This is a genomic window from Roseibium suaedae (assembly GCF_900142725.1).
Taxonomy (GTDB): domain Bacteria; phylum Pseudomonadota; class Alphaproteobacteria; order Rhizobiales; family Stappiaceae; genus Roseibium; species Roseibium suaedae.
The window spans coordinates 127,087-146,451 of sequence record NZ_FRBW01000001.1 but is presented as its reverse complement, the minus strand read 5'-3'; the positions used below and the strand labels follow the sequence as shown (position 1 = coordinate 146,451).

Here is a 19,365-nt window from a genome sequence, read left to right as displayed (position 1 = left end):
GGTCACGCCTGTGAAGATGCGCAAGAAGAAAGATCTGCCGCAAAAGACTTGCAAAAGCTGCGGGCGACTCTTTGTCTGGCGCCGGAAATGGGCGCGAGACTGGGATGGCGTGCTCTATTGTTCCGAGCGCTGCAAGAAAGCCCCGAAAACCGCCTAACACTCAGAGATGGAACACGCGGCTCGGCTGGAAGCGGCCCTTCTCGATCGCCCCGAGCGCAACCGGCACCCCGGCATGGCTGGCATAGGCTGCATCGCAAGAAAGCGGCGCATCACGGCCCCGCAGCAGCACCGGCATGCCCTGACGGATCTTCGCCGCATCCTCGATGGACACAGGCAATTCGACCAGGGCTTCAAGAGACTCGCGCACCGGCAAAATGAACTCGGCAACGAGATCCTCATAGGTGCCGTCTTCGCCGAGGTTTTCAGCAGCCTCTACCAGTTCGTCGAGGGACACCATGTCCTCTTCGCCGAACGGGCCGACCAGCAGACGGCGAAGCACCGTCACATGGCCACAGGTGTCCAGGCGCCGGGCCAGATCCCGCGCCAGCGCCCGCACATAGGTGCCCTTGCCGCATTCAGCCTCGAATACGGCCCGGTTTACATCCGGCATTTCAACAAGATCCAGCCGGTGCACATCGATCGGACGTGCCTGCAGCTCCACTTCCTCACCCTCACGGGCAAGGTCATAAGCACGCTCGCCATCCACCTTGATCGCGGAAAAGATCGGCGGAACCTGCATGATCGTGCCGACAAACTCCGGCAGAACCTCCCGAATGGCAGGCTCATCAGGACGCACATCGGACGTCGCGACGACCTCACCTTCCGTATCGTCGGTGCTGGTCTCCGCTCCCCAGGTCACCTCAAACCGGTAGACCTTGCGGCCATCCATGACGAAAGGCACGGTCTTTGTCGCTTCGCCGAAGGCAATCGGCAAACAGCCAGAGGCCCGTGGGTCCAGGGTGCCTGCGTGACCAACCTTCTGGGGGTGCAGGATGCGCTTCAGGCGCGACAGGGCATCATTGGAGGTCAGGCCGTAAGGCTTGTCCAGCACCAGCCAGCCGTTGATCGTGTTGCGTTGCCTGCGTACCTGTTGCCGCGCCATGAAATGTCCGTCATGAAATTGGGAATGCGCAACCTGCCGGCATCAGGACACCGGCAGGGATAGACCCGGAAACCTGGTCTTACTCTTCTTCGTCCCGGCCACCGAAATCCTCGCCATCGTCGTCCCGGTCGAGGTCACGGGCAACGTCCGGCGAATGCAGAAGGGTGTCGATCCGCATGTCATCGTCATAGCGGGTGTCGAGCACGAACCGCAGATCCGGCATGTATTTCATGGTCATGCGGCGCGACACCAGTCCGCGCAGATACTTGGCGCTGTGGTTGAGAACCTTCTCGATCTTCTTCCCGTCCCCACCGCCGAGCGGCATGATGAGGCAAGTCGCAAGACGCAGGTCCGGGGTCATCCGGACTTCCGGAATGGTGATGATCACACCGACCAGTTCCGGATCGGAGACTTCGCCGCGCGTCAGAATGTCAGACAGTTCCTTGCGGACGAGTTCGCCCACGCGAAGCTGGCGCTGAGAGGGGCCTTTGGCCGTATGTCCCGTATGTCGTGCCATGGAATTTTATCCCGTTGCGGTCTTCCCGGCCCCCAAGGCTCTGGGAAAATGGCCGGCCTTCAAGCCGCGTAAAATGACAACGCCGGCGCAAACTGATCTCTGCGCCGGCGTTCAAGATGGTTATGCGGCGCGTCTCAGAGCGTCCGAGCAATCTGCTCGACGCGGAAGCACTCGATGATATCGCCCGGACGCATGTCCTGGTAATTCACGAAGTTCATGCCGCATTCCTGACCGGATTCCACGGTCTTGACTTCATCCTTGAAGCGCTTGAGCGTGCCGAGCTTGCCTTCGTGGATGACCACATCGTTGCGGATGAGGCGCACTTCTGCACCGCGTTCCACGATGCCTTCCGTGACCAGACAGCCTGCAACCTTGCCGACCTTGGTGATGTTGAAGATCTCGCGGATCTCCGCATTGCCAAGGAAGGTCTCGCGGCGTTCCGGAGACAGCAGGCCGGACATGGCTGCTTTGATGTCATCCACGAGATCGTAGATGATGTTGTAGTAGCGGATCTCGACGCCTTCGCGGGCCGCAGCTTCACGGGCCTGCTTGTTGGCACGCACGTTGAAGCCGAAGATCGGAGCCTTCGAGGCCATCGCCAGAGTGATGTCGCTTTCCGTGATCCCGCCGACACCGGCCATGAGGATACGGGCAGCCACTTCATCCGTGCCCAGCTCGGCAAGAGCATGGGAGATCGCTTCGACGGAACCCTGCACATCGCCCTTGAGAACGAGCGGGAATTCCTTCCGGCCGTTTTCCTGCAGACGGTTCATCATCTGCTCAAGCGAACCACGGGCACCGCTTGCGACCACAGAGGCCTTTTCGCGGATCTGACGCTGACGGTAGTCAACGATTTCGCGGGCGCGGGCTTCATTCTCGACAACGGCGACCATGTCACCAGCTGCAGGCGTGCCCTGGAACCCGAGAACCTCGACCGGCTTGGAGGGATCTGCCTCCTTCACCTGATTGCCGTCCTCGTCGAGCATGGCGCGCACGCGGCCCCACTCGGCACCTGCCACCAGGATGTCGCCCGGACGCAGGGTCCCCTTCTGCACCAGAACCGTTGCAACCGGGCCGCGGCCACGATCGAGCTGGGCTTCGATGACGATGCCTTCAGCGGTACGGTTCGGGTTGGCCTGAAGTTCGAGAACTTCCGCCTGCAGCAGGATCATTTCCAGCAACTTGTCGAGGTTGGTGCCCTGCTTGGCAGAGACCTCAACGTCGATCACGTCACCGCCCATGGCTTCCACCACGATGGAGTCGTTCAGCAGCTCGGTACGAACCCGGTTCGGATCAGCGGCCGGCTTGTCCATCTTGTTGATGGCAACGATGATCGGCACATCGGCGGCCTTCGCATGGGCGATGGCTTCCTTGGTCTGCGGCTTCACACCATCGTCCGCTGCCACCACGAGGATGACGATATCGGTCGACTTCGCACCACGTGCACGCATCTGCGAGAACGCAGCGTGGCCCGGGGTATCGATGAAGGTGATCTTGTTGCCGTTCTGCTCGATCTGGTAGGCGCCGATATGCTGGGTAATGCCACCAGCTTCACCAGCAACCACCTTCGCATTCCGGATAGCATCCAGAAGCGAGGTCTTGCCGTGGTCGACGTGACCCATGATCGTGACAACCGGCGGACGGGACTGCAGGCTTTCCGGAGCATCAGCTTCAGAGAACAGGCCTTCTTCAACATCCGACTCGGACACGCGCTTTACGGTGTGGCCCATTTCGGAGGCGATCAGCTCGGCGGTATCGGCATCGATCACGTCGTTGATCTTCATCATCTGACCCTGCTTCATCAGCAGCTTGATGACGTCAACAGCGCGCTCGGCCATACGGTTGGCGAGTTCCTGAATGGTGATGGCTTCCGGCAGAATGACTTCACGCGAGATCTTCTCACGCACAGTCTGCTGCATGCCACGCTTCGCCTTTTCCTGGCGGCGGCGCATGGAAGCCAGCGAACGGGAACGGCCTTCATCTCCGCCGGTTGCGGCAGAAATGGTCAGCTTCGAGCGGCGGCGGTCCTCATCGGCACCACGGGTGCGGGCCGGGGTCGGAGCCGGCTTGGCACGCTTGACGGCGCGCGCACCTGTCTTGTTGCGATCGTCTTCGCTTTCAGCTTCGGCAACCGGCTTGCGGCCGAGAACCGGCGGCTTGGCACCTTCCGGACGCGGAGAGGCCGGACGGGCCGCAGCTGCCGGCCGTGCAGGCGCAGCGGCCTGAGGTGCAGGAGCTGCAGCCGGCTTCTCAACCGGAGCTGCTTCAGCAGGGGCCGCAGCAACGCGTTCAGCTGCAAGACGGGCTTCTTCAGCCTCGCGCACCTTGCGGGCTTCTTCTTCAGCCTTCAGACGAACTTCTTCTTCAGCGCGGCGCTTGGCATCTTCTTCCGCCCGGCGCTTGGCTTCGATCTCGGCAAGGCGCTTTTCTTCGACAGCACGTTCCTGAGCCATCTTCAGAGCCGCAGCACGTGCAGCCGCCTCTTCCTTGGTCAGGGTGCGCAGAACCGCTCCACCACTACCCTTTTGCGGGCGCTGGCCGGGGCGCGGCATTTTCACTTCGGGAGCGGGCTTGCGCGGTGCTTCCTCAGGGGTCTCAAGACGCTGGGTCTGAAGAGCTTGCGTCTCGGGCTTTGCTTCCTGACCTGGAAGCACAACACGGCGCTTCTTCTTCTCCACGACGACGGCCTTGGACCGGCCATGCGAGAAGGACTGCCGAACAGTTCCCTGATCGCCACCGCCCCGCTTGAGGCCAAGCGTCTTGCGCTCGACGCTGATTGTCTTGTCGCCTGGATTTTTCGTATCGCTCATATTGCCTTCAGTCCTGCGCAACCGCACCGTCTGCGTTGCCTATGTCTTTTGCGGCGGAATTCGACCGGAAAGCTTCCAGTTCGCGCACTCGCGAGAGGAAGTTTTCGCTCGCCCGGCCCGCAAGCAGTGCAGCATGTATCACATTTGACCGACCCAATGCCAAATCCAATTGAGTCGAATCGAACAAACGGACAATCTGGAGCCCGTTTGCAGTCTCGTTTCGGCCTGCAGCAACACCTGCAAGCTTTCGAATGCCGTCGTCCGCGGCCTCCGAGGCATGGATGAGGCCAGAAACGGGATCCCGCTTCAAAGCAGCCTCAACCTTTGAAAAGCCGGTCACGAGCTCTCCAGCCTTGCGGGTCATGGACAACGCGGACAGCGCCGCTTTCTCCAGAAGGGCATCAACACGCCCCGCAAGTCCGGCATCGACCAGGGCTTCACACTTGAACCCCCGGCCGAAGACCCGTTTCTTCTGCTTTTCCGCTGCCTCGATCGTCTCGGTGGCAGCCGTTACCCAGACACCCCGTCCAGGCAACACCCGTTTAAGGTCCGGGACGACCTGCCCCTGCGGGTCCAGAACGAAGCGGATCAAGTGATCCACCGGCAGAACCGCACGCGTCACAGCACATTGCCGTTCGGTCGGCTCGTTCTTTTTTGGCACCCGTTACCTCCATTCACCCGCCCGAAGGCGGATGGATCAACCGTTCAAGATGACGCCTTCAGCCGTCTCTTCAGCAGCAGCTTCGTCTTCTTCACCGTCTTCGTCTGCAGCTTCTTCGGCAGCAAGCTCTTCCTCGGTGATCCAGCCGGCAGCCAGACGAGCGGCCATGACCATGGCTTCAGCGTCTGCACGCGACAGGTCGCAGCCAGACAGCGCGCCTTCAAAGCGCTTCGTCTCGCCGTCCTTGCGCTCGCTCCAGCCAACGAGATCGTCGGCGGCGCAACCAGCAAGGTCTTCAACAGACTTGATGTCTTCCTTGCCCAGAGCCACCAGCATTGCGGTGGTCAGGCCGTCGATGGACCGCAGGTCGTCGGAAACACCAAGATCGCGGCGCTCCTGATCCAGCTTTGCTTCGAGCTCTTCGAGGTAGTCACGGGCGCGGGCCTGGATTTCCTCGGCAGTGTCGTCGTCAAAGCCTTCGATCATCGAAATTTCGTCAAGATCGACATAGGCCACTTCTTCCACAGAAGCAAAGCCTTCGGTTGCCAGAAGCTGACCAACCATTTCGTCGACATTCAGAGCTTCCATGAACAGCTGCGAGCGTTCCTGGAATTCCTTCTGACGGCGGTCGGATTCTTCCTGCTCGGTCATGATGTCAATGGCCCAGCCGGTCAGCTGGCTTGCCAGACGCACGTTCTGACCGCGGCGGCCGATGGCCAGGGACAGTTGCTCGTCCGGAACAACAACTTCGATGCGCTCTGCATCTTCGTCCAGAACCACCTTGGCAACTTCAGCCGGCTGCAGCGCGTTGACGATGAAGGTCGCCGGATCGTCATTCCACGGAATGATGTCGATCTTTTCGCCTTGCAGTTCGCCGACAACAGCCTGAACGCGGGAGCCGCGCATACCAACGCAGGCGCCGACCGGATCGATCGAGCTGTCCTTGGAGATGACGGCGATCTTCGCGCGCGAACCCGGGTCACGGGCAACTGCACGGATCTCGATGACACCATCATAGATTTCCGGAACTTCCTGGGCAAACAGCTTTGCCATGAACTGCGGATGGGTCCGCGACAGGAAGATCTGCGGGCCGCGCTGTTCGCGGCGCACGTCGTAGATGTAAGCGCGGATGCGGTCACCGGTGCGGAAAGCTTCGCGCGGGATCAGCTCGTCACGGCGGACAATGCCTTCACCGCGGCCCAGATCCACAATCACGTTGCCATATTCGGCCCGCTTGACGACGCCATTGACGACTTCGCCGATGCGATCCTTGAATTCGTCATACTGACGGTCACGCTCGGCTTCGCGCACCTTCTGCACGATGACCTGCTTGGCGGACTGAGCAGCGATACGGCCGAAATCCAGCGGCGGCAGCGGCTCGGCGATGTAGTCGCCAAGGGTCGCTTCCGGGTTCCGGGCCTGCGCATCTTCGATGGCGATCTCGGTGGAGACATTCTCGACCGTCTCGACGACCTGAAGCAGGCGCTGCAGACGGATCTCACCGGTCTTCGCGTTGATCTCGGCTCGGACTTCCGTCTCCGTGCCATAACGGGAGCGGGCAGCCTTCTGGATGGCATCTTCCATTGCCGTGATCACGATGCCCCGGTCGATCGACTTTTCACGGGCGACCGCGTCAGCGATTTGCAGCAGTTCAAGCCGGTTCGCGCTGATTGCCATTCAATCCACTCCTCTCGCGCAGCCTGATATCCATTTCTGCGCGTTTATTGTTGCCCCGGTCGGTACCGTTCAGTTGGGCCGGTTATCCTCTGGCGACTCTCCTGCATCGCGGGCAGCCAGAGCCGCCTTCTCTGCCTGCAGGGCAGCCGTAATCAAATCGTCGGTCAGAACAAGACGGGCCTCACCGATGTGATCCATCGGCAGAGAAACCGTATCTTCCTCGCCCTTCTTCACGTCAGACAGGCGGACCAGAGCCGCACCGTCCTTCGTGCCAAGCAGAAGGCCGCGATACCGCTTGCGGCCATCGATCATGGTGGAGAGTTCCACCTTGAGCTCATGCCCCGACCAGCGGTCAAAATCGGAAACGCGCACCAGCGGGCGGTCAATGCCCGGCGACGAAATCTCGAGGTGATAGGCGCGGTTGATCGGGTCATCCACATCCAGCGCCGGCGAAACCCCGCGGCTGATGGTTTCACAGTCATCCACGGTCATCGTGCCATCGGGACGCTCAGCCATGATCTGCAGCGTGCAACCGTTGGCCGCGCTGATCTTGATGCGAACCAGACGATAGCCCAGATCCTCGATGACCGGCTCCACAATGGCCGATACACGGGCTTCCAGGCCTTCTTCGGTAATGATGCGTGCTTCGATTTCGCTCACGCCTTAGCTCCTGTTCGGGTCCAGCCCTTCGGGCGCCCTCAAATCCGGTCATCCCTGCCGTAAAGCGCTGTGCCTAAGCACTTTCGGAGCGGGTCCCTTCCGGGCCCCACCCTCATACCGCTAACCAGCCGTGTGAGATGAAACACGGACCGTATACAGGCAAACACCCCTCCAACGCAAGGACAAAGGTCCCCAGCGTTGGAAACGGCACAGGAATTCACGATAGGACAGGCTACAGAGCCGCTCGCTCAGGTGCGCAGGAAAGTCAGATAGCGCGGCACGCGTTCTTCCCGGAAGGCCTTGGCCTCATAGCGGGTGCCCGGCCAGTTGGCCCATGGCTTGCGCCAGTCGTCCGGACCTTCTGCAGTCCATTCAAAGGCCGCATGGTCACGGCAATGCTGCAGGGTCCAGTCCACATAGGTGTCGATGTCACTGGCAAAACGGAACTGATGCCCCGGCTTGATCACCCGCGCATAGCGATCCAGGTTCTGGGGATTGATGAAACGGCGCTTCCAGTGACGCTTCTTCGGCCAGGGATCCGGATAGAGCTGATAGGCCAGATCAATCGATGCCTCCGGCAGCCAATCGAGAACATTGACGGCATCATCGTCGTAGAGCCGGATGTTGCGCAGACCTTCTTCGTTCAAGGTGTTCACAACCTTGGCCATGCTGCCGACGAAGGGCTCGACACCGATCAGGCCAACATCCGGATTCTCGCGCGCCCTATGCAGCAGGTGCTCACCGCCACCAAAGCCGACCTCGAGCCAGACTTCGCGCACGGGCACGTCAAACAGGTCGGCCAGGTTCTGCGGCGCAGGCTCTTTGAGATCCAGCGACAGACGCGGCAGCGCCGTCTCCATGAGATGGGTGCGGCGCGGGCTGAGCGGCTTGCCTTTCCGGCGCCCGTAGAACGAGCCTTCGTAACGTTCGGTCATTTTCTTCAAAGCAAACCGCCGGCCCATCTGAGCCGGCGGTCTGTTCCCGTGTTCGGTTGATGCGGCGGGCCTTATCCCGCAATCGTACGGAGCGCGTCAACCAGATCCGTCTTTTCCCAGCTGAAACCGCCATCCGCATCGGGCTCACGGCCAAAATGGCCATAAGCGGAAGTGCGCTCATAAATGGCGTTGTTCAGCTTGAGATGCTCGCGAATGCCGCGCGGGCTCAGGCGCATGACTTCGCGCAGGCCCTTTTCCAACACCGCTTCGTCGCACTGGCCCGTACCATGCAAGTCTACATAGACCGACAGAGGCTCGGAAACGCCGATGGCGTAGGAAAGCTGGATCGTGCAGCGCTCTGCCAGTTCGGCGGCCACGACGTTCTTCGCCAGATAGCGGGCGGCATAAGCTGCGGAACGGTCGACCTTGGTCGGATCCTTGCCGGAGAAGGCTCCGCCACCATGGGGCGCAGCGCCGCCATAGGTGTCAACGATGATCTTGCGGCCGGTCAGACCGGCATCGCCGTCAGGACCACCGATCACGAATGCGCCGGTCGGATTCACGTGCCAGACGGTTTCGCCGGAAATCCAGCCATCCGGCAGGGACTGACGGATGTAAGGCTCGACGATCGCACGCACATCGTGGGAGGTCAGGGACGCATCCAGATGCTGGGTGGACAGAACCAGGGAGGACACACCAACAGGCTGGCCGTTGACATAGCGGATCGTGACCTGGCTCTTGGCGTCCGGGCCGAGCACCGGCTCACGGCCGGACTTGCGGGCTTCCGCCAGGGTCTTGAGGATCTTGTGCGAATAAAGAATCGGGGCCGGCATCAGCTCCGGGGTTTCGCGGCAGGCATAGCCGAACATGATCCCCTGGTCGCCGGCACCTTCGTCCTTGTTGTCAGCCGCATCAACGCCCTGGGCGATATGGGCAGACTGGGCATGAAGGTGAACTGCGACATCGCAGTTTTCCCAGTGGAACCCATCCTGCTCGTAGCCGATATCCTTCACGGCCATGCGGGCGAGATGAGCAATGTAATCCTTGGTCACTTCAGCGGGACCGCGCGTTTCCCCTGCAATCACGATCCGGTTGGTCGTGGCGAGGGTTTCACAGGCCACACGGGCGTCCGGCATCAGCTTGAGATAGGCGTCCACAACCGCGTCGGAAATGCGGTCGCACACCTTGTCCGGATGGCCTTCAGAGACCGATTCAGATGTGAAAAGGTAATCTTGACGTGCCATTGGCGAGCGTCCTTCTGGGAATGAATATGACAGGAGCGGTGACCTAGATCACCGCTCCGGACACATCAATCTAAGAAGAACCCCGCGGCGTCAAGCGCAGAGGTGCGTGAATCAGTCATCACCGGCAAGGGCGCGAACCAGATCCACCACGCGGCGGCGAACCTTAGGGTCCTCGATCCGCACAAAGGCCTTGTTCAGCGACAAGCCTTCCGAAGAAGACAGGAAGTCGACGACATAGGACGTCGGCTGCGTTTCGCCAAAGCCCTCGGCTTCGTCCGGAGTGCCGGGCGCGTCTTCGAAGAAGAATGCAACCGGCACCTTGAGAACGGTTGAAATGTGCTGCAGACGGCTCGCACCAATGCGGTTCGTGCCTTTTTCGTATTTCTGGATCTGCTGGAACGTAATTCCGAGGCTTTCACCAAGCTTCTCCTGGCTCATTCCGAGCATCATGCGGCGCAGGCGTACGCGGCTGCCGACATGAATATCAATGGGATTAGGAGCTTTCTTGCTGGGCATCTGTCTTTTTCTTTCTGCTACATGGCCCGTGGACCAGTGACCCTGTAGTGGCTGCACAGCCGCCACTTATTGTTCGATACCGGGATCCAGACCCTTCGGGCCTGCGCCAGTTACCCCCAACCAGCTCCCCCTGCATCACCCCACCAATTTTGAGGAGCCAGCAAGTTGTACCATACGTTGCATGCAATGCCCAAGAAGATTTATCAATCTTAGCGCGAAGTCGGGTTGTATTCCCAAACGGAAAGCTAATTCAATCACAGAAACTCAACCGTTCAAGCCCTGGAATTAAGCAATTCCTGCGGAATTTGCATAATATTTAGACAAATTCGGGATATACGCAGAAACCCTAGCTTCAGGGCACCGGTCCTTGGGCAAGGCCGGCCGCACTGGCCCGCGACGAACGGTCTCACCTGACCTCCGCCGCAGCCGAAATCCGTTCTTTCGATTTCAGGGAGCGCGTGGCCGGCGGACCAGCACCCAGCCACTCAAGAGGACCAGGACAAGCAAAAGCGGCACATTGCCGGTACGCGCATAGATAGTCAGGGGGCCCGCAGAGGGCAAAGGCGCGTCGAGTACGCCAGAGACGCCCAGGTTCAGCCGTTCGCGGATCCGGCCACGGTCATCGATGATCGCCGAGATACCCGTATTGGCAGCGCGCACAAGCGGCAGTCCCTGCTCAATGGCACGCAAACGTGCCTGAGCGAGATGCTGATAGGGACCCGGTGTCATGCCGAACCAGGCATCGTTCGTCACGTTGAGCAGGAAATCTGGACGCCCGCTTCCAAGCCCGGAATAGGCCGGAAAGATCGCTTCGTAGCAGATCAGAGGCAAGAAACTGGACCCGTCCGGAAGGGTCATCAGCTTATGACGGAAGCCTGGCTCGAAACTTCCCGGAACGTCGACGAGTTTCTCGAATCCTATGGCGTTGAGATAGGAGCGGAGCGGCAGATATTCGCCAAAGGGGACAAGGTGGACCTTGTCATAGGCATCAAGAACGAGGCCCTCGGGATCGAACAGATAGACGCTGTTGTAATAGACCGGCCGCGGCCCGGACCGGTCGACGCGGATCGCCCCGGTCACAAAGCTCATCTTCCCGTCAAGCGCCTGAGAGATCCTGTAAAGCGCATAAGGGGTTTCCGAGAGGACGAAGGGAACGGCTGATTCAGGCCAGACCAGGATCCGCTTCTGACCAACCCGGCCTGCCTTTCCCAGCGGCCGTTCACTCAGGTCGATATATTCCTGAAAGATCGCATCCCTGTTCTCGGGCCGCCATTTTTCCGATTGCTCGATAGCGGGCTGAACGATCCGGATATCCGTGTCGCTGTCGGGAAGCTGGGCCTGCCCTTCCAGGCGCCAGAGACCAAACGCTGCCATGAGCGCAAGACCTGCAAGGCCTCCACCAATGGCACCAATCCGGCGGCGCAGCGGCGCTTCATCGATCAGAACAGCCGGTGACGCGAAGATCAGGATGGCCAGAAGGCCAAGCCCATACATGCCTGTCACGCTCGCCGTCTGGGCCAGCACAAGGTTCGATCCGATGGTCTGGCCAAAGCTGTTCCAGGGAAAACCCGTCAGGATGGAGCCGCGGATCAGATCCGCTGCGACCAGAACAATGGCCAGAACCACGACGCGCAGACCACTGTCCGGCCAGAATCTCGCGGCAATTGAAAGCGCGAGCCCGGTGAACAGGGCAAGACCGACAGGCATTGCCGCCACCGCAAAGGGCATCATCCAGGCAAAGCGGTCACCGTCGACCAGAAAGGCCGAACCAATCCACCACAGGCCTGCCAGGAAATAACCGAAGCCGAACCACCAGCCCGTCACGAACCCGGCACGCAGCCGTGCCCGCGGAGAGTTTTCCGCGCTGACCACACCATCCAGCAGCCAGACGAGTGCCGGCAGGGTCAGGAACAGCACCGGGAACCATCCAAGTGGCGGCAAGGCTGCGGCGGACAAAGCACCCGCCGCGCAAGCGCACAACCACCGCCGCCATCCCCACGCCAGAAGACAGGCGTTTGGAACTGTCAGGGCCAAGGCCCGGAGGAATGGCATGGAAGAAATCCCCTGAGGTGCGAATCGATCAGAGAGTTGCGCCCCCGCCTCCTCAGGTCAAGCCTTGCCGTTAACCCTTCCCGGAGAAAGCCGTCAAGATGCGCCTGTCTCTTCCGGCGAGTTGACCGCGTCACCCCGTTTCGCGCGTCTGCGCAGTTCGGGGGACCGGGTCTCGGGCCGGCGCCGACGGATGCGCAACCGCTTGATCCGCCGCGGATCTGCATCGAGAATTTCAAATTCGAAGCCGGAAATGTCGGGAACCTGCACAAGTTCACCGCGCACCGGCACCCGGCCCGCTGTCACATAGAGAAGGCCACCCAGCGTATCCACATCCTCGCCTGCTTCACTGTTGGCAATTGCTGCGCCAAGCTCGGATTCCAAGTCTTCCAGCGGCATGCGCGGGTCGGCGATCCAGATGCCATCGGCCACCGCCTGCAGCATCGCCTCTTCGTCCTCGTCATGTTCGTCTTCGATGTCGCCGACGACTTCTTCCACAAGGTCTTCCAGCGAAACGAGGCCATCGGTTCCGCCGTATTCGTCGATCACCAGCGCCATCTGGATCCGGTCCGCCTGCATCTTGGCCATCAGGTCCGTTGCCGGCATGGATGGGGGTACGAAAAGCAGGTTCCGGATCAAGCCGGTGGTCTTCAGGGAGAGGGAGAGATCAATCTTGGAGAGATCCAGCTCACGGGCATTGTGGCCAATTCCGGCGATCTCATCTTCCGAAGGGGTTTCGATAGGACCCCCGTTCGCCTTTTCGGCCATCCAGGCCATCAGGTCCTTCTGGTGAACCATTCCCCGCGGGTCGTCGAGGGTTTCCTCATAGACCGGCATGCGCGAATGACCAGATTCCTGGAACAGTTCCATCAGGCGCCCGATGGTGGTGCTGGCCTCGACTGCCTCAATATCCGCACGGGGGATCATCACATCATCGACGCGCAACTCGCGCAGCCGGAGAATGTTCCCCAGCAACATGCGCTCTTCGGGAGAGAAGGTCGCGTCATTGCCCGTTTCCCGGGCCAATTCGTCCTGCAGATTCTCGCGCAGGCTAGAGCCGTTTCTGCGTCCGGAGAAAAATGTCCGCAAGGATTGCCAAAACGCCGCAGACCTCTGCGGCCTTGGCTGCTGAGGCTCTTCGTCGGCATGAGCCTGCGCTTCTGCAGGCATCTTGGCTTCACTACTTCGGGGTTCTGAACCTGTCATCATCATCAATCGCTAAACTGTCTTCAGCTCCAACAACCGCCAGCTCCACAAACGGGCTGTTCAATCATCATCGGCGGTCAGCGGCTTATCCGCATATGGATCGGCAATACCAAGATCCGCCAAAATCAGGCGTTCCAGAGACTCCATCAGCTCGGCCTCATCATCTTCCTGATGATCATAGTCGAACAAATGCAGCATTCCGTGAACGACCAGATGGGTAACATGGTCGGAAAATTCAATTCCCAGATCCACCGCTTCACGCTGAACAGTTTCGCATGCCAGCACGATATCGCCAAGCAGCGGACCGTAGACCTCGTTGTCCGGGTCGCTTCCAGGAAAAGAAAGAACGTTTGTTGCCTTGTCCTTGTCGCGCCAGCGGTGGTTCAGAACCCGGATCGCCTCGTCATTGGTAAAGACAAGCGACACCTCCGACCCCGCAACAGCTTCAAGGCCGGCAACGGAAAATGCCGTATCGAAGGCCTTGCTGCAAAGCGCAAGCAGGCTCGCTTCTTCCGGCCAGCTTCCAGCCTCAATCGAAATGTCGATCTGAAAATCCTCAGGCAGCCCTTGGGCTGCCTGGCCACTTGTGGTCATTCGACTTCTGCCCCACCGGCATCCACCCGCTCTTCCTGGCGGGCCCGGCTGTAGCGGTCCATCATCTCGTGACGGCGCTCGCGCGCCTGCAACTCTTCACGGGATGCATTGTCATAAGCCGTGACAATCCGGGCGACCAGCTCGTGACGGACAACGTCCGCCTCGGTGAACTGGACATGCGCAACGCCTTCAATGCCCTGCAATAGGCCAAGCGCCTCTCGCAGACCGGACTTCTGGCCCATGGGCAAGTCGATCTGGCTGGGGTCACCAGTGACGATCATCTTCGAGCCCTCACCCAGACGGGTCAGGAACATCTTCATCTGCATCGTCGTGGTGTTCTGCGCTTCGTCGAGAAGAACCACAGCGTTGGAAAGGGTACGTCCGCGCATGAAGGCCAGCGGCGCAACTTCGATCATGCCGGAGGTCAGGCCCCGGTCCACCTTCTCGGGCGGCATCATTTCGTAAAGCGCGTCGTAGAGCGGGCGCAGATAAGGATCCACCTTGTCCTTCATGTCGCCGGGCAGGAAGCCAAGCCGTTCGCCAGCTTCAACGGCCGGGCGGGACAGGATCAGGCGGGCCGCATCGCCGCGCTCAAGCAGAGCAGCCGCATAGGCAACCGCGAGGAAGGTCTTGCCGGTACCGGCCGGACCTGTGCCGAAAATCAGATCGGCGCGGTCCATGGAGCGGATATAGGCATCCTGGGTCGGGGTGCGGGCAACAATAGTCTTGCGGCGGGTGGAAACCTGCGCAAAAGCAAGACGAGAGCGGGGTTCCAGAGTAGGCAGGGGAAGTTGAGCATCAGCAGCAGCGGCCATGCGCAGTGCGCCGTCCACATCTCCTGCATGAATTTCATGGCCCTGCTGCAGACGCTGATACAGCGCTTCAAGTGCATTACGGGCCTGGGTACAGGCGCTGTGGCTGCCCTTGAGCGTTACCTGGTTGCCGCGAGCAATGGCATCGATGCCGAGCTTCTGCTCAATGAGAGCGAGGTTTTGATCGAACTGGCCAAAGAGATCGCCAATAAGCCGATTGTCTTCAAACGCAAGAACGATGTGTGTCAGATCGGAAGCCGGAGCTGCTCTGTGATCCGGAGTCCTGCGAGCCGAAGATTGGCTGTCTCGCGTCAAATGCCGCCTCCTTGGTGACCGTCGGCAGTAGAACCGATAAGGTCATGATGCCCCGCAATGAGCCGCCCGAATAGTGAATTGGCAGCGATCCGCGTGATTTCCACCGCTTGTATCGTTCCGATCAGATCTTCGGAGCCATCGATGGCCACTGGCTGGAGCCAGGGAGACTTGCCGACAACCTGACCGGCGTGACGTCCCTTGCGTTCAATCAGCACATTGCAGGTCATGCCCTGCCGTGATGCATTGAAGGCAGTCTGCTGGTTTGCGATCAACTCCTGCAGCTCCAGAAGCCGGGCGCTCTTCACGTCTTCCGGCACCTGATCGCTCATGGTGGCGCCGGGCGTGCCGGGACGCTGGCTGTATTTGAAGGAGAAGGCGGAACCATATTCAACCCGGCGGATCAGATCCATCGTGTCCTGGAAATCCTGATCCGTCTCTCCGGGAAAGCCGACAATGAAGTCACAGGACAGCGCGATGTCCGGCGCAGCTTCCCGGATCCGGTCGACGAGCCTGAAATACTCATCCCGCGTGTGCTTGCGGTTCATCGCCGCCAGAATGCGGTCAGAGCCGGACTGCACAGGCAGATGCAGATAGGGCATCAGCTCTGCCAGATCACGATGAGCCTCGATCAGATCATCGGCCATGTCACGCGGGTGGCTGGTCGTGTAGCGCAGGCGGTCAAGTCCATCGATTTCCGCCAGACGGCGCAGAAGACGGCCAAGACCCCAGGTCTCACCATTGGCACCCAGACCATGCCAGGCATTGACGTTCTGGCCCAGCAGCGTGATTTCCCGCACGCCGGAGGCCGCCATCTGCTTGGCTTCGGTCACGATCTGCTCGACGGAGCGGGAGACTTCGGCGCCACGGGTGTAAGGCACCACACAGAAGGTGCAGAACTTGTCACAGCCTTCCTGAACGGTGAGGAAGGCGGCAGGCGGCCGCTTCAGCACAGGGCGCGCGGCCCGCTCGGACAGGTGCTCGAACTTGGCATCAATGTCGAATTCGGTCTCGACCACCTTGGCACCGCCCGAAGCCTTGGCCAGCAATTCCGGCAGGCGGTGATAGCTCTGCGGACCAAAGACCAGATCCACGACCGGCGCTCGGCGGGAAATCTCGTCGCCCTCGGCCTGGGCCACGCAACCGGCAACGCCGACCATCATGTCCTTGCCAGCCAGCGCCCGCTCTTCCTTGATCTTCCGGATGCGGCCCAGCTCGGAATAGACCTTTTCCGAGGCCTTCTCGCGGATATGGCAGGTGTTGAGGATGACGAGATCCGCATCTTCCATGGAATCAGTGGCGCTGAAGCCTTCCGTGCCAAGCACGTCGTTCATGCGCTCGCTGTCATAGACATTCATCTGGCAGCCATAGGTGCGCATGAACACTTTGCGCGCATTCGGGCGCGCATCCGCCTGGACACCCTGTTGTGCCGGCGTCGTCTGGTCTGCTGCTTCCTGGTGCTGACGATGCGTCATTCAGTCCTCATGGCCCGTTTCGGGGCAATTGATATTTTCAGGTTTTAAAGGGCCTTTGCGGCAGAAATGCTGCCCGGGCTCGCCCTTGCTGCGCGGCCTTGATCAACAAGACCCGCAAACCGTGGGGAGACGCCACGACCCTGTCGATGTTTCCCGGCCAGCTTTAACGGGTTTTCTTCCCATTGAGAATAGGCAGGGGTCAAGCAGTTTTGGCCTGCGGCCCGGGCAAGGCTTATGCACGCAAGGCTGCTGCCGTCATGCCCCGAACCTGGGTTTCCAGATCCCGTGTCAGCACCTTGCGGTTCGTGGCCGCCGAGACGGCAACAGGTTCGCCCCAGGTAACGACCACATCCAGATCCCCTTCCTTGAAGATACCCCAGAGGTGACCGGCAAGCTCCATGTCGCCATACCAGGCAACATGCGGACGGAACTGGCGCCCCATCGGCAGGCCGCTCAAGGAACGATAGGCAACGGACAAGGGCTGAACCCAGACCGTATCCTCTTCGCCCAGCGACCGGGTCGCGGCGCCCAGAAGCGCCGACTTGAACGGCAGAACGCAGTTGCCGTCGTTGGATGTGCCTTCTGCGAACAGCACCATGGCATCCCCCTGCGCCATGCGCTCGGCAATGGCATCAGCCACCTTACCCGTCTCGGTGCGCCGCGTCCGGTTGACGAACACCGTCCGCTGCAGCTTGGCAAAAAGACCGAAGACCGGCCAGCCGCTCACTTCCGACTTGGCTATGAAGGACAGGGGCATCAGGGACCCGACCACGGTGATGTCGACCCAGGACGCATGGTTGGAGGTCACCAGGAGCGGCCGGTCTGCTGAGGGTTTTCCGACCTGGTGAACCCGGATGCCGACCAGACGCGTGGCCGCAAGATGCCAGATGTGAGGCAGACGCCGCTGCAGTTTCCAGCCACGCTTGACCGCCAGCCATTGCGGCGGGATCAGCACCAGCGACACAACCGTCAGGGCACTGATGGCCCAGACGGCCTTAATCTTCGCCATCATCCCCGGACACCTCGGCTGCAGAAAGCGGAACGCCATAAAGCTCCAGACGATGATCAACGAGCTTGTAGCCGAGCTTACGGGCAATGAATTCCTGCAAGGCCTCGATATCCTCGTTCCGGAACTCGATAACCTTGCCCGAACGCAGGTCGATCAGATGGTCATGATGCTCATCGGGAACAGGCTCATAGCGGGACCGGCCATCACGGAAGTCATGCCGCTCGATCATGCCGGCATCCTCGAACAGCTTCACCGTGCGATAGACAGTGGAAATCGAAATCCGCGAGTCGATCGCGACAGCGCGCCGGTAGAGCTCTTCCACATCCGGATGATCATTGGAGGCCGCTTCGATCACCGCGGCGATCACGCGGCGCTGTTCGGTCATGCGCATGCCTTTGGCAACGCATTGTTCCGCCAGCGTCGAGGTCCGCTCGTCCGTCATGAGTTCCGCCGCTCCGTCCGTTGCCGGCCCAAATTCGTTAATGCTCAGCGGCTTTAAAGAAGATCTGCCCGCATGACAAGCGCAGTGCCGTCTCCCTCGCCCGCCCGGTAATAGCCCTTGCGCTCACCCACTTTGCGGAAACCGAGAGACTTGTAAAGACGGAGGGCTGGTTCGTTGGCGGCATCCACCTCCAGGAACAGGCATTCGCACCTGTCACTGTAGAGCTTGAAAGTTGCCGCCTTCATCAAGCGGCCAGCAAGCCCCTTGCCCCGGTGCCGGGGATGAACGGCAATCGTCAGGACTTCCGCCTCGCCCGCGACCGAGCGGATCAGCACAAAGCCCAGGGGATGGCGGGAATTGTTGACGCCGGAGCGGCGCACCACGAGGCAGAAGACGCCGGTCTGACCCAGCAGTCCGGCGATTTCCTCTTCGCTCCAGGCATGGGGAAACGACAGGGCATGGAGATCCGCGAGATCCGCAAAATCACCGTCATCAGCCTCTTCGACCATCGGCTCGGAACTCCAGGGCCACCAAAGGCTCATTGCCGCTCGATCCTTCCCTTCTTCTGCGGCGTCGCATCGGGCGGACGCAGATAGAGCGGAACGGCAGCAGATGTCTTCGGATCGGTGACCAGACCCAGCCGGGCAACATCGGAGATCTGCGGATAGGCCATATCGGACAGAATGTCGTCTTCCGGCCGGCCTGCCGCCAGAGCGATACGGCGGGCAGCAGAGCCGATCAGCCGCACGGACCGGTCGAGAGTGTCCGCAAGCTCCTGGATGGTCCGCACGCAAGGCTCGGACATAGGCTCCAGATCGGGACCGAAGTCCTGACAGTAGACCTCATCGCCCTTGCCATCGAGCGCCACAAGAACCGGTGCGCCGCCCGTTTCAACAGGTATGGAACGGGCGATGGCCGCCAGGGTCGTGACCCCCACCACCGGCTTGGAAAGCACCAGACCAAATCCGCGTGCAACGGAAAGCCCGACGCGCATGCCGGTAAAGCTGCCCGGTCCGGTCGTTACAACGACCCGGTCCAGATCCGTAAACGCGGTCGAGGATTCGGCCATCACGTCGCCGATCATGTCCATCAGCCGCTCCGCATGTCCGCGGCCGATTTCGGCGCTGACTTCGGCAAGGCACGGCGTGTCCGCACCATCGTCCAGGACGGCGGCTGCGCAATTGGCCAAAGCTGTGTCGATCGCAAGAACTCTCATGGTCATTTCGGATTAGCGGCAGGTTGCGTCCATGTCGAGATGCGCTTTGGACTTACCCCAAAGGTTGGGCTTGAAAGATCACAGTTCCTGGAGACCACTCAAAATGAAAAAGCCCGGCACAAGACCGG

The 19,365-nt window shown here is 60.6% G+C and carries 19 protein-coding genes; 1 reads left to right on the top strand and 18 read right to left on the bottom strand.

Features of this window, described 5'->3' with window-relative positions:
* Window positions 1-16 precede the first annotated feature (16 nt).
* Entirely contained in the window at window positions 17-157 is a 141-nt protein-coding gene (locus tag BUA94_RS00605; protein WP_073007444.1) for a DUF2256 domain-containing protein, read from the top strand.
* A 3-nt stretch (window positions 158-160) separates the two neighbouring features.
* Here the strand turns inward: BUA94_RS00605 and truB are convergent, their stop codons facing one another.
* From truB to tsaB, 18 genes are all read right to left on the bottom strand, one after another.
* On the bottom strand, window positions 161-1,102 hold the full coding sequence (gene truB / locus BUA94_RS00600) for a tRNA pseudouridine(55) synthase TruB (protein ID WP_073007440.1): 942 nt from the start codon (window positions 1,100-1,102) through the stop codon (window positions 161-163).
* 79 nt (window positions 1,103-1,181) lie between these two features.
* On the bottom strand, window positions 1,182-1,619 hold the full coding sequence (gene rbfA, locus BUA94_RS00595) for a 30S ribosome-binding factor RbfA (RefSeq protein WP_073007437.1): 438 nt from the start codon (window positions 1,617-1,619) through the stop codon (window positions 1,182-1,184).
* Between the two features lie 134 nt (window positions 1,620-1,753).
* Complete coding sequence (gene infB / locus BUA94_RS00590; RefSeq protein ID WP_073007434.1) at window positions 1,754-4,429, bottom strand: translation initiation factor IF-2; 2,676 nt, start codon at window positions 4,427-4,429, stop codon at window positions 1,754-1,756.
* Between the two features lie 7 nt (window positions 4,430-4,436).
* Window positions 4,437-5,090 (bottom strand): RNA-binding protein, encoded by a 654-nt coding sequence (locus BUA94_RS00585; RefSeq protein WP_073007432.1) that lies wholly within the window; start codon window positions 5,088-5,090, stop codon window positions 4,437-4,439.
* A 36-nt stretch (window positions 5,091-5,126) separates the two neighbouring features.
* Window positions 5,127-6,767 carry a transcription termination factor NusA gene (nusA, locus tag BUA94_RS00580; RefSeq protein ID WP_073007429.1) on the bottom strand — a complete coding sequence of 547 codons (1,641 nt, stop codon included), beginning with the start codon at window positions 6,765-6,767 and terminating at the stop codon, window positions 5,127-5,129.
* A 69-nt stretch (window positions 6,768-6,836) separates the two neighbouring features.
* On the bottom strand, window positions 6,837-7,427 hold the full coding sequence (rimP, locus tag BUA94_RS00575) for a ribosome maturation factor RimP (RefSeq protein WP_073007426.1): 591 nt from the start codon (window positions 7,425-7,427) through the stop codon (window positions 6,837-6,839).
* A 248-nt stretch (window positions 7,428-7,675) separates the two neighbouring features.
* Window positions 7,676-8,362, bottom strand: coding sequence for a tRNA (guanine(46)-N(7))-methyltransferase TrmB (gene trmB / locus BUA94_RS00570; protein WP_073010577.1), 687 nt, complete (start codon window positions 8,360-8,362; stop codon window positions 7,676-7,678).
* Window positions 8,363-8,433: 71 nt separating this feature from the next.
* A complete protein-coding gene (gene metK, locus BUA94_RS00565) occupies window positions 8,434-9,606 on the bottom strand; it encodes a methionine adenosyltransferase (protein WP_073007423.1) in 1,173 nt (390 codons plus the stop codon).
* Window positions 9,607-9,717: 111 nt separating this feature from the next.
* Window positions 9,718-10,122, bottom strand: a complete 405-nt coding sequence (locus BUA94_RS00560; protein ID WP_073007420.1) for a helix-turn-helix domain-containing protein — start codon at window positions 10,120-10,122, stop codon at window positions 9,718-9,720.
* Between the two features lie 447 nt (window positions 10,123-10,569).
* Window positions 10,570-12,078 carry an apolipoprotein N-acyltransferase gene (gene lnt / locus BUA94_RS00555; RefSeq protein WP_208979930.1) on the bottom strand — a complete coding sequence of 503 codons (1,509 nt, stop codon included), beginning with the start codon at window positions 12,076-12,078 and terminating at the stop codon, window positions 10,570-10,572.
* A 189-nt stretch (window positions 12,079-12,267) separates the two neighbouring features.
* The gene (locus BUA94_RS00550) at window positions 12,268-13,380 is read right to left on the bottom strand and encodes a hemolysin family protein (protein ID WP_139250971.1); all 1,113 of its coding nucleotides are present in this window, start codon (window positions 13,378-13,380) and stop codon (window positions 12,268-12,270) included.
* 57 nt (window positions 13,381-13,437) lie between these two features.
* Entirely contained in the window at window positions 13,438-13,971 is a 534-nt protein-coding gene (gene ybeY / locus BUA94_RS00545; protein ID WP_073007412.1) for an rRNA maturation RNase YbeY, read from the bottom strand.
* Window positions 13,968-15,098: a PhoH family protein gene (locus BUA94_RS00540; RefSeq protein ID WP_235860435.1), complete on the bottom strand. Its 1,131-nt coding sequence runs from the start codon at window positions 15,096-15,098 to the stop codon at window positions 13,968-13,970. The genes ybeY and BUA94_RS00540 overlap by 4 nt, the downstream gene beginning before the upstream one ends.
* Window positions 15,095-16,570: a tRNA (N6-isopentenyl adenosine(37)-C2)-methylthiotransferase MiaB gene (gene miaB, locus BUA94_RS00535; protein ID WP_073007410.1), complete on the bottom strand. Its 1,476-nt coding sequence runs from the start codon at window positions 16,568-16,570 to the stop codon at window positions 15,095-15,097. The genes BUA94_RS00540 and miaB overlap by 4 nt, the downstream gene beginning before the upstream one ends.
* 232 nt (window positions 16,571-16,802) lie before the next feature.
* Window positions 16,803-17,582 carry a lyso-ornithine lipid O-acyltransferase gene (locus BUA94_RS00530; protein WP_328586257.1) on the bottom strand — a complete coding sequence of 260 codons (780 nt, stop codon included), beginning with the start codon at window positions 17,580-17,582 and terminating at the stop codon, window positions 16,803-16,805.
* Window positions 17,566-18,021: a Fur family transcriptional regulator gene (locus BUA94_RS00525; protein ID WP_073007404.1), complete on the bottom strand. Its 456-nt coding sequence runs from the start codon at window positions 18,019-18,021 to the stop codon at window positions 17,566-17,568. The genes BUA94_RS00530 and BUA94_RS00525 overlap by 17 nt, the downstream gene beginning before the upstream one ends.
* 53 nt (window positions 18,022-18,074) lie before the next feature.
* Window positions 18,075-18,563 (bottom strand): GNAT family N-acetyltransferase, encoded by a 489-nt coding sequence (locus BUA94_RS00520; RefSeq protein WP_073007402.1) that lies wholly within the window; start codon window positions 18,561-18,563, stop codon window positions 18,075-18,077.
* Entirely contained in the window at window positions 18,560-19,237 is a 678-nt protein-coding gene (gene tsaB / locus BUA94_RS00515; RefSeq protein ID WP_073010572.1) for a tRNA (adenosine(37)-N6)-threonylcarbamoyltransferase complex dimerization subunit type 1 TsaB, read from the bottom strand. The genes BUA94_RS00520 and tsaB overlap by 4 nt, the downstream gene beginning before the upstream one ends.
* Window positions 19,238-19,365: the final 128 nt, after the last annotated feature.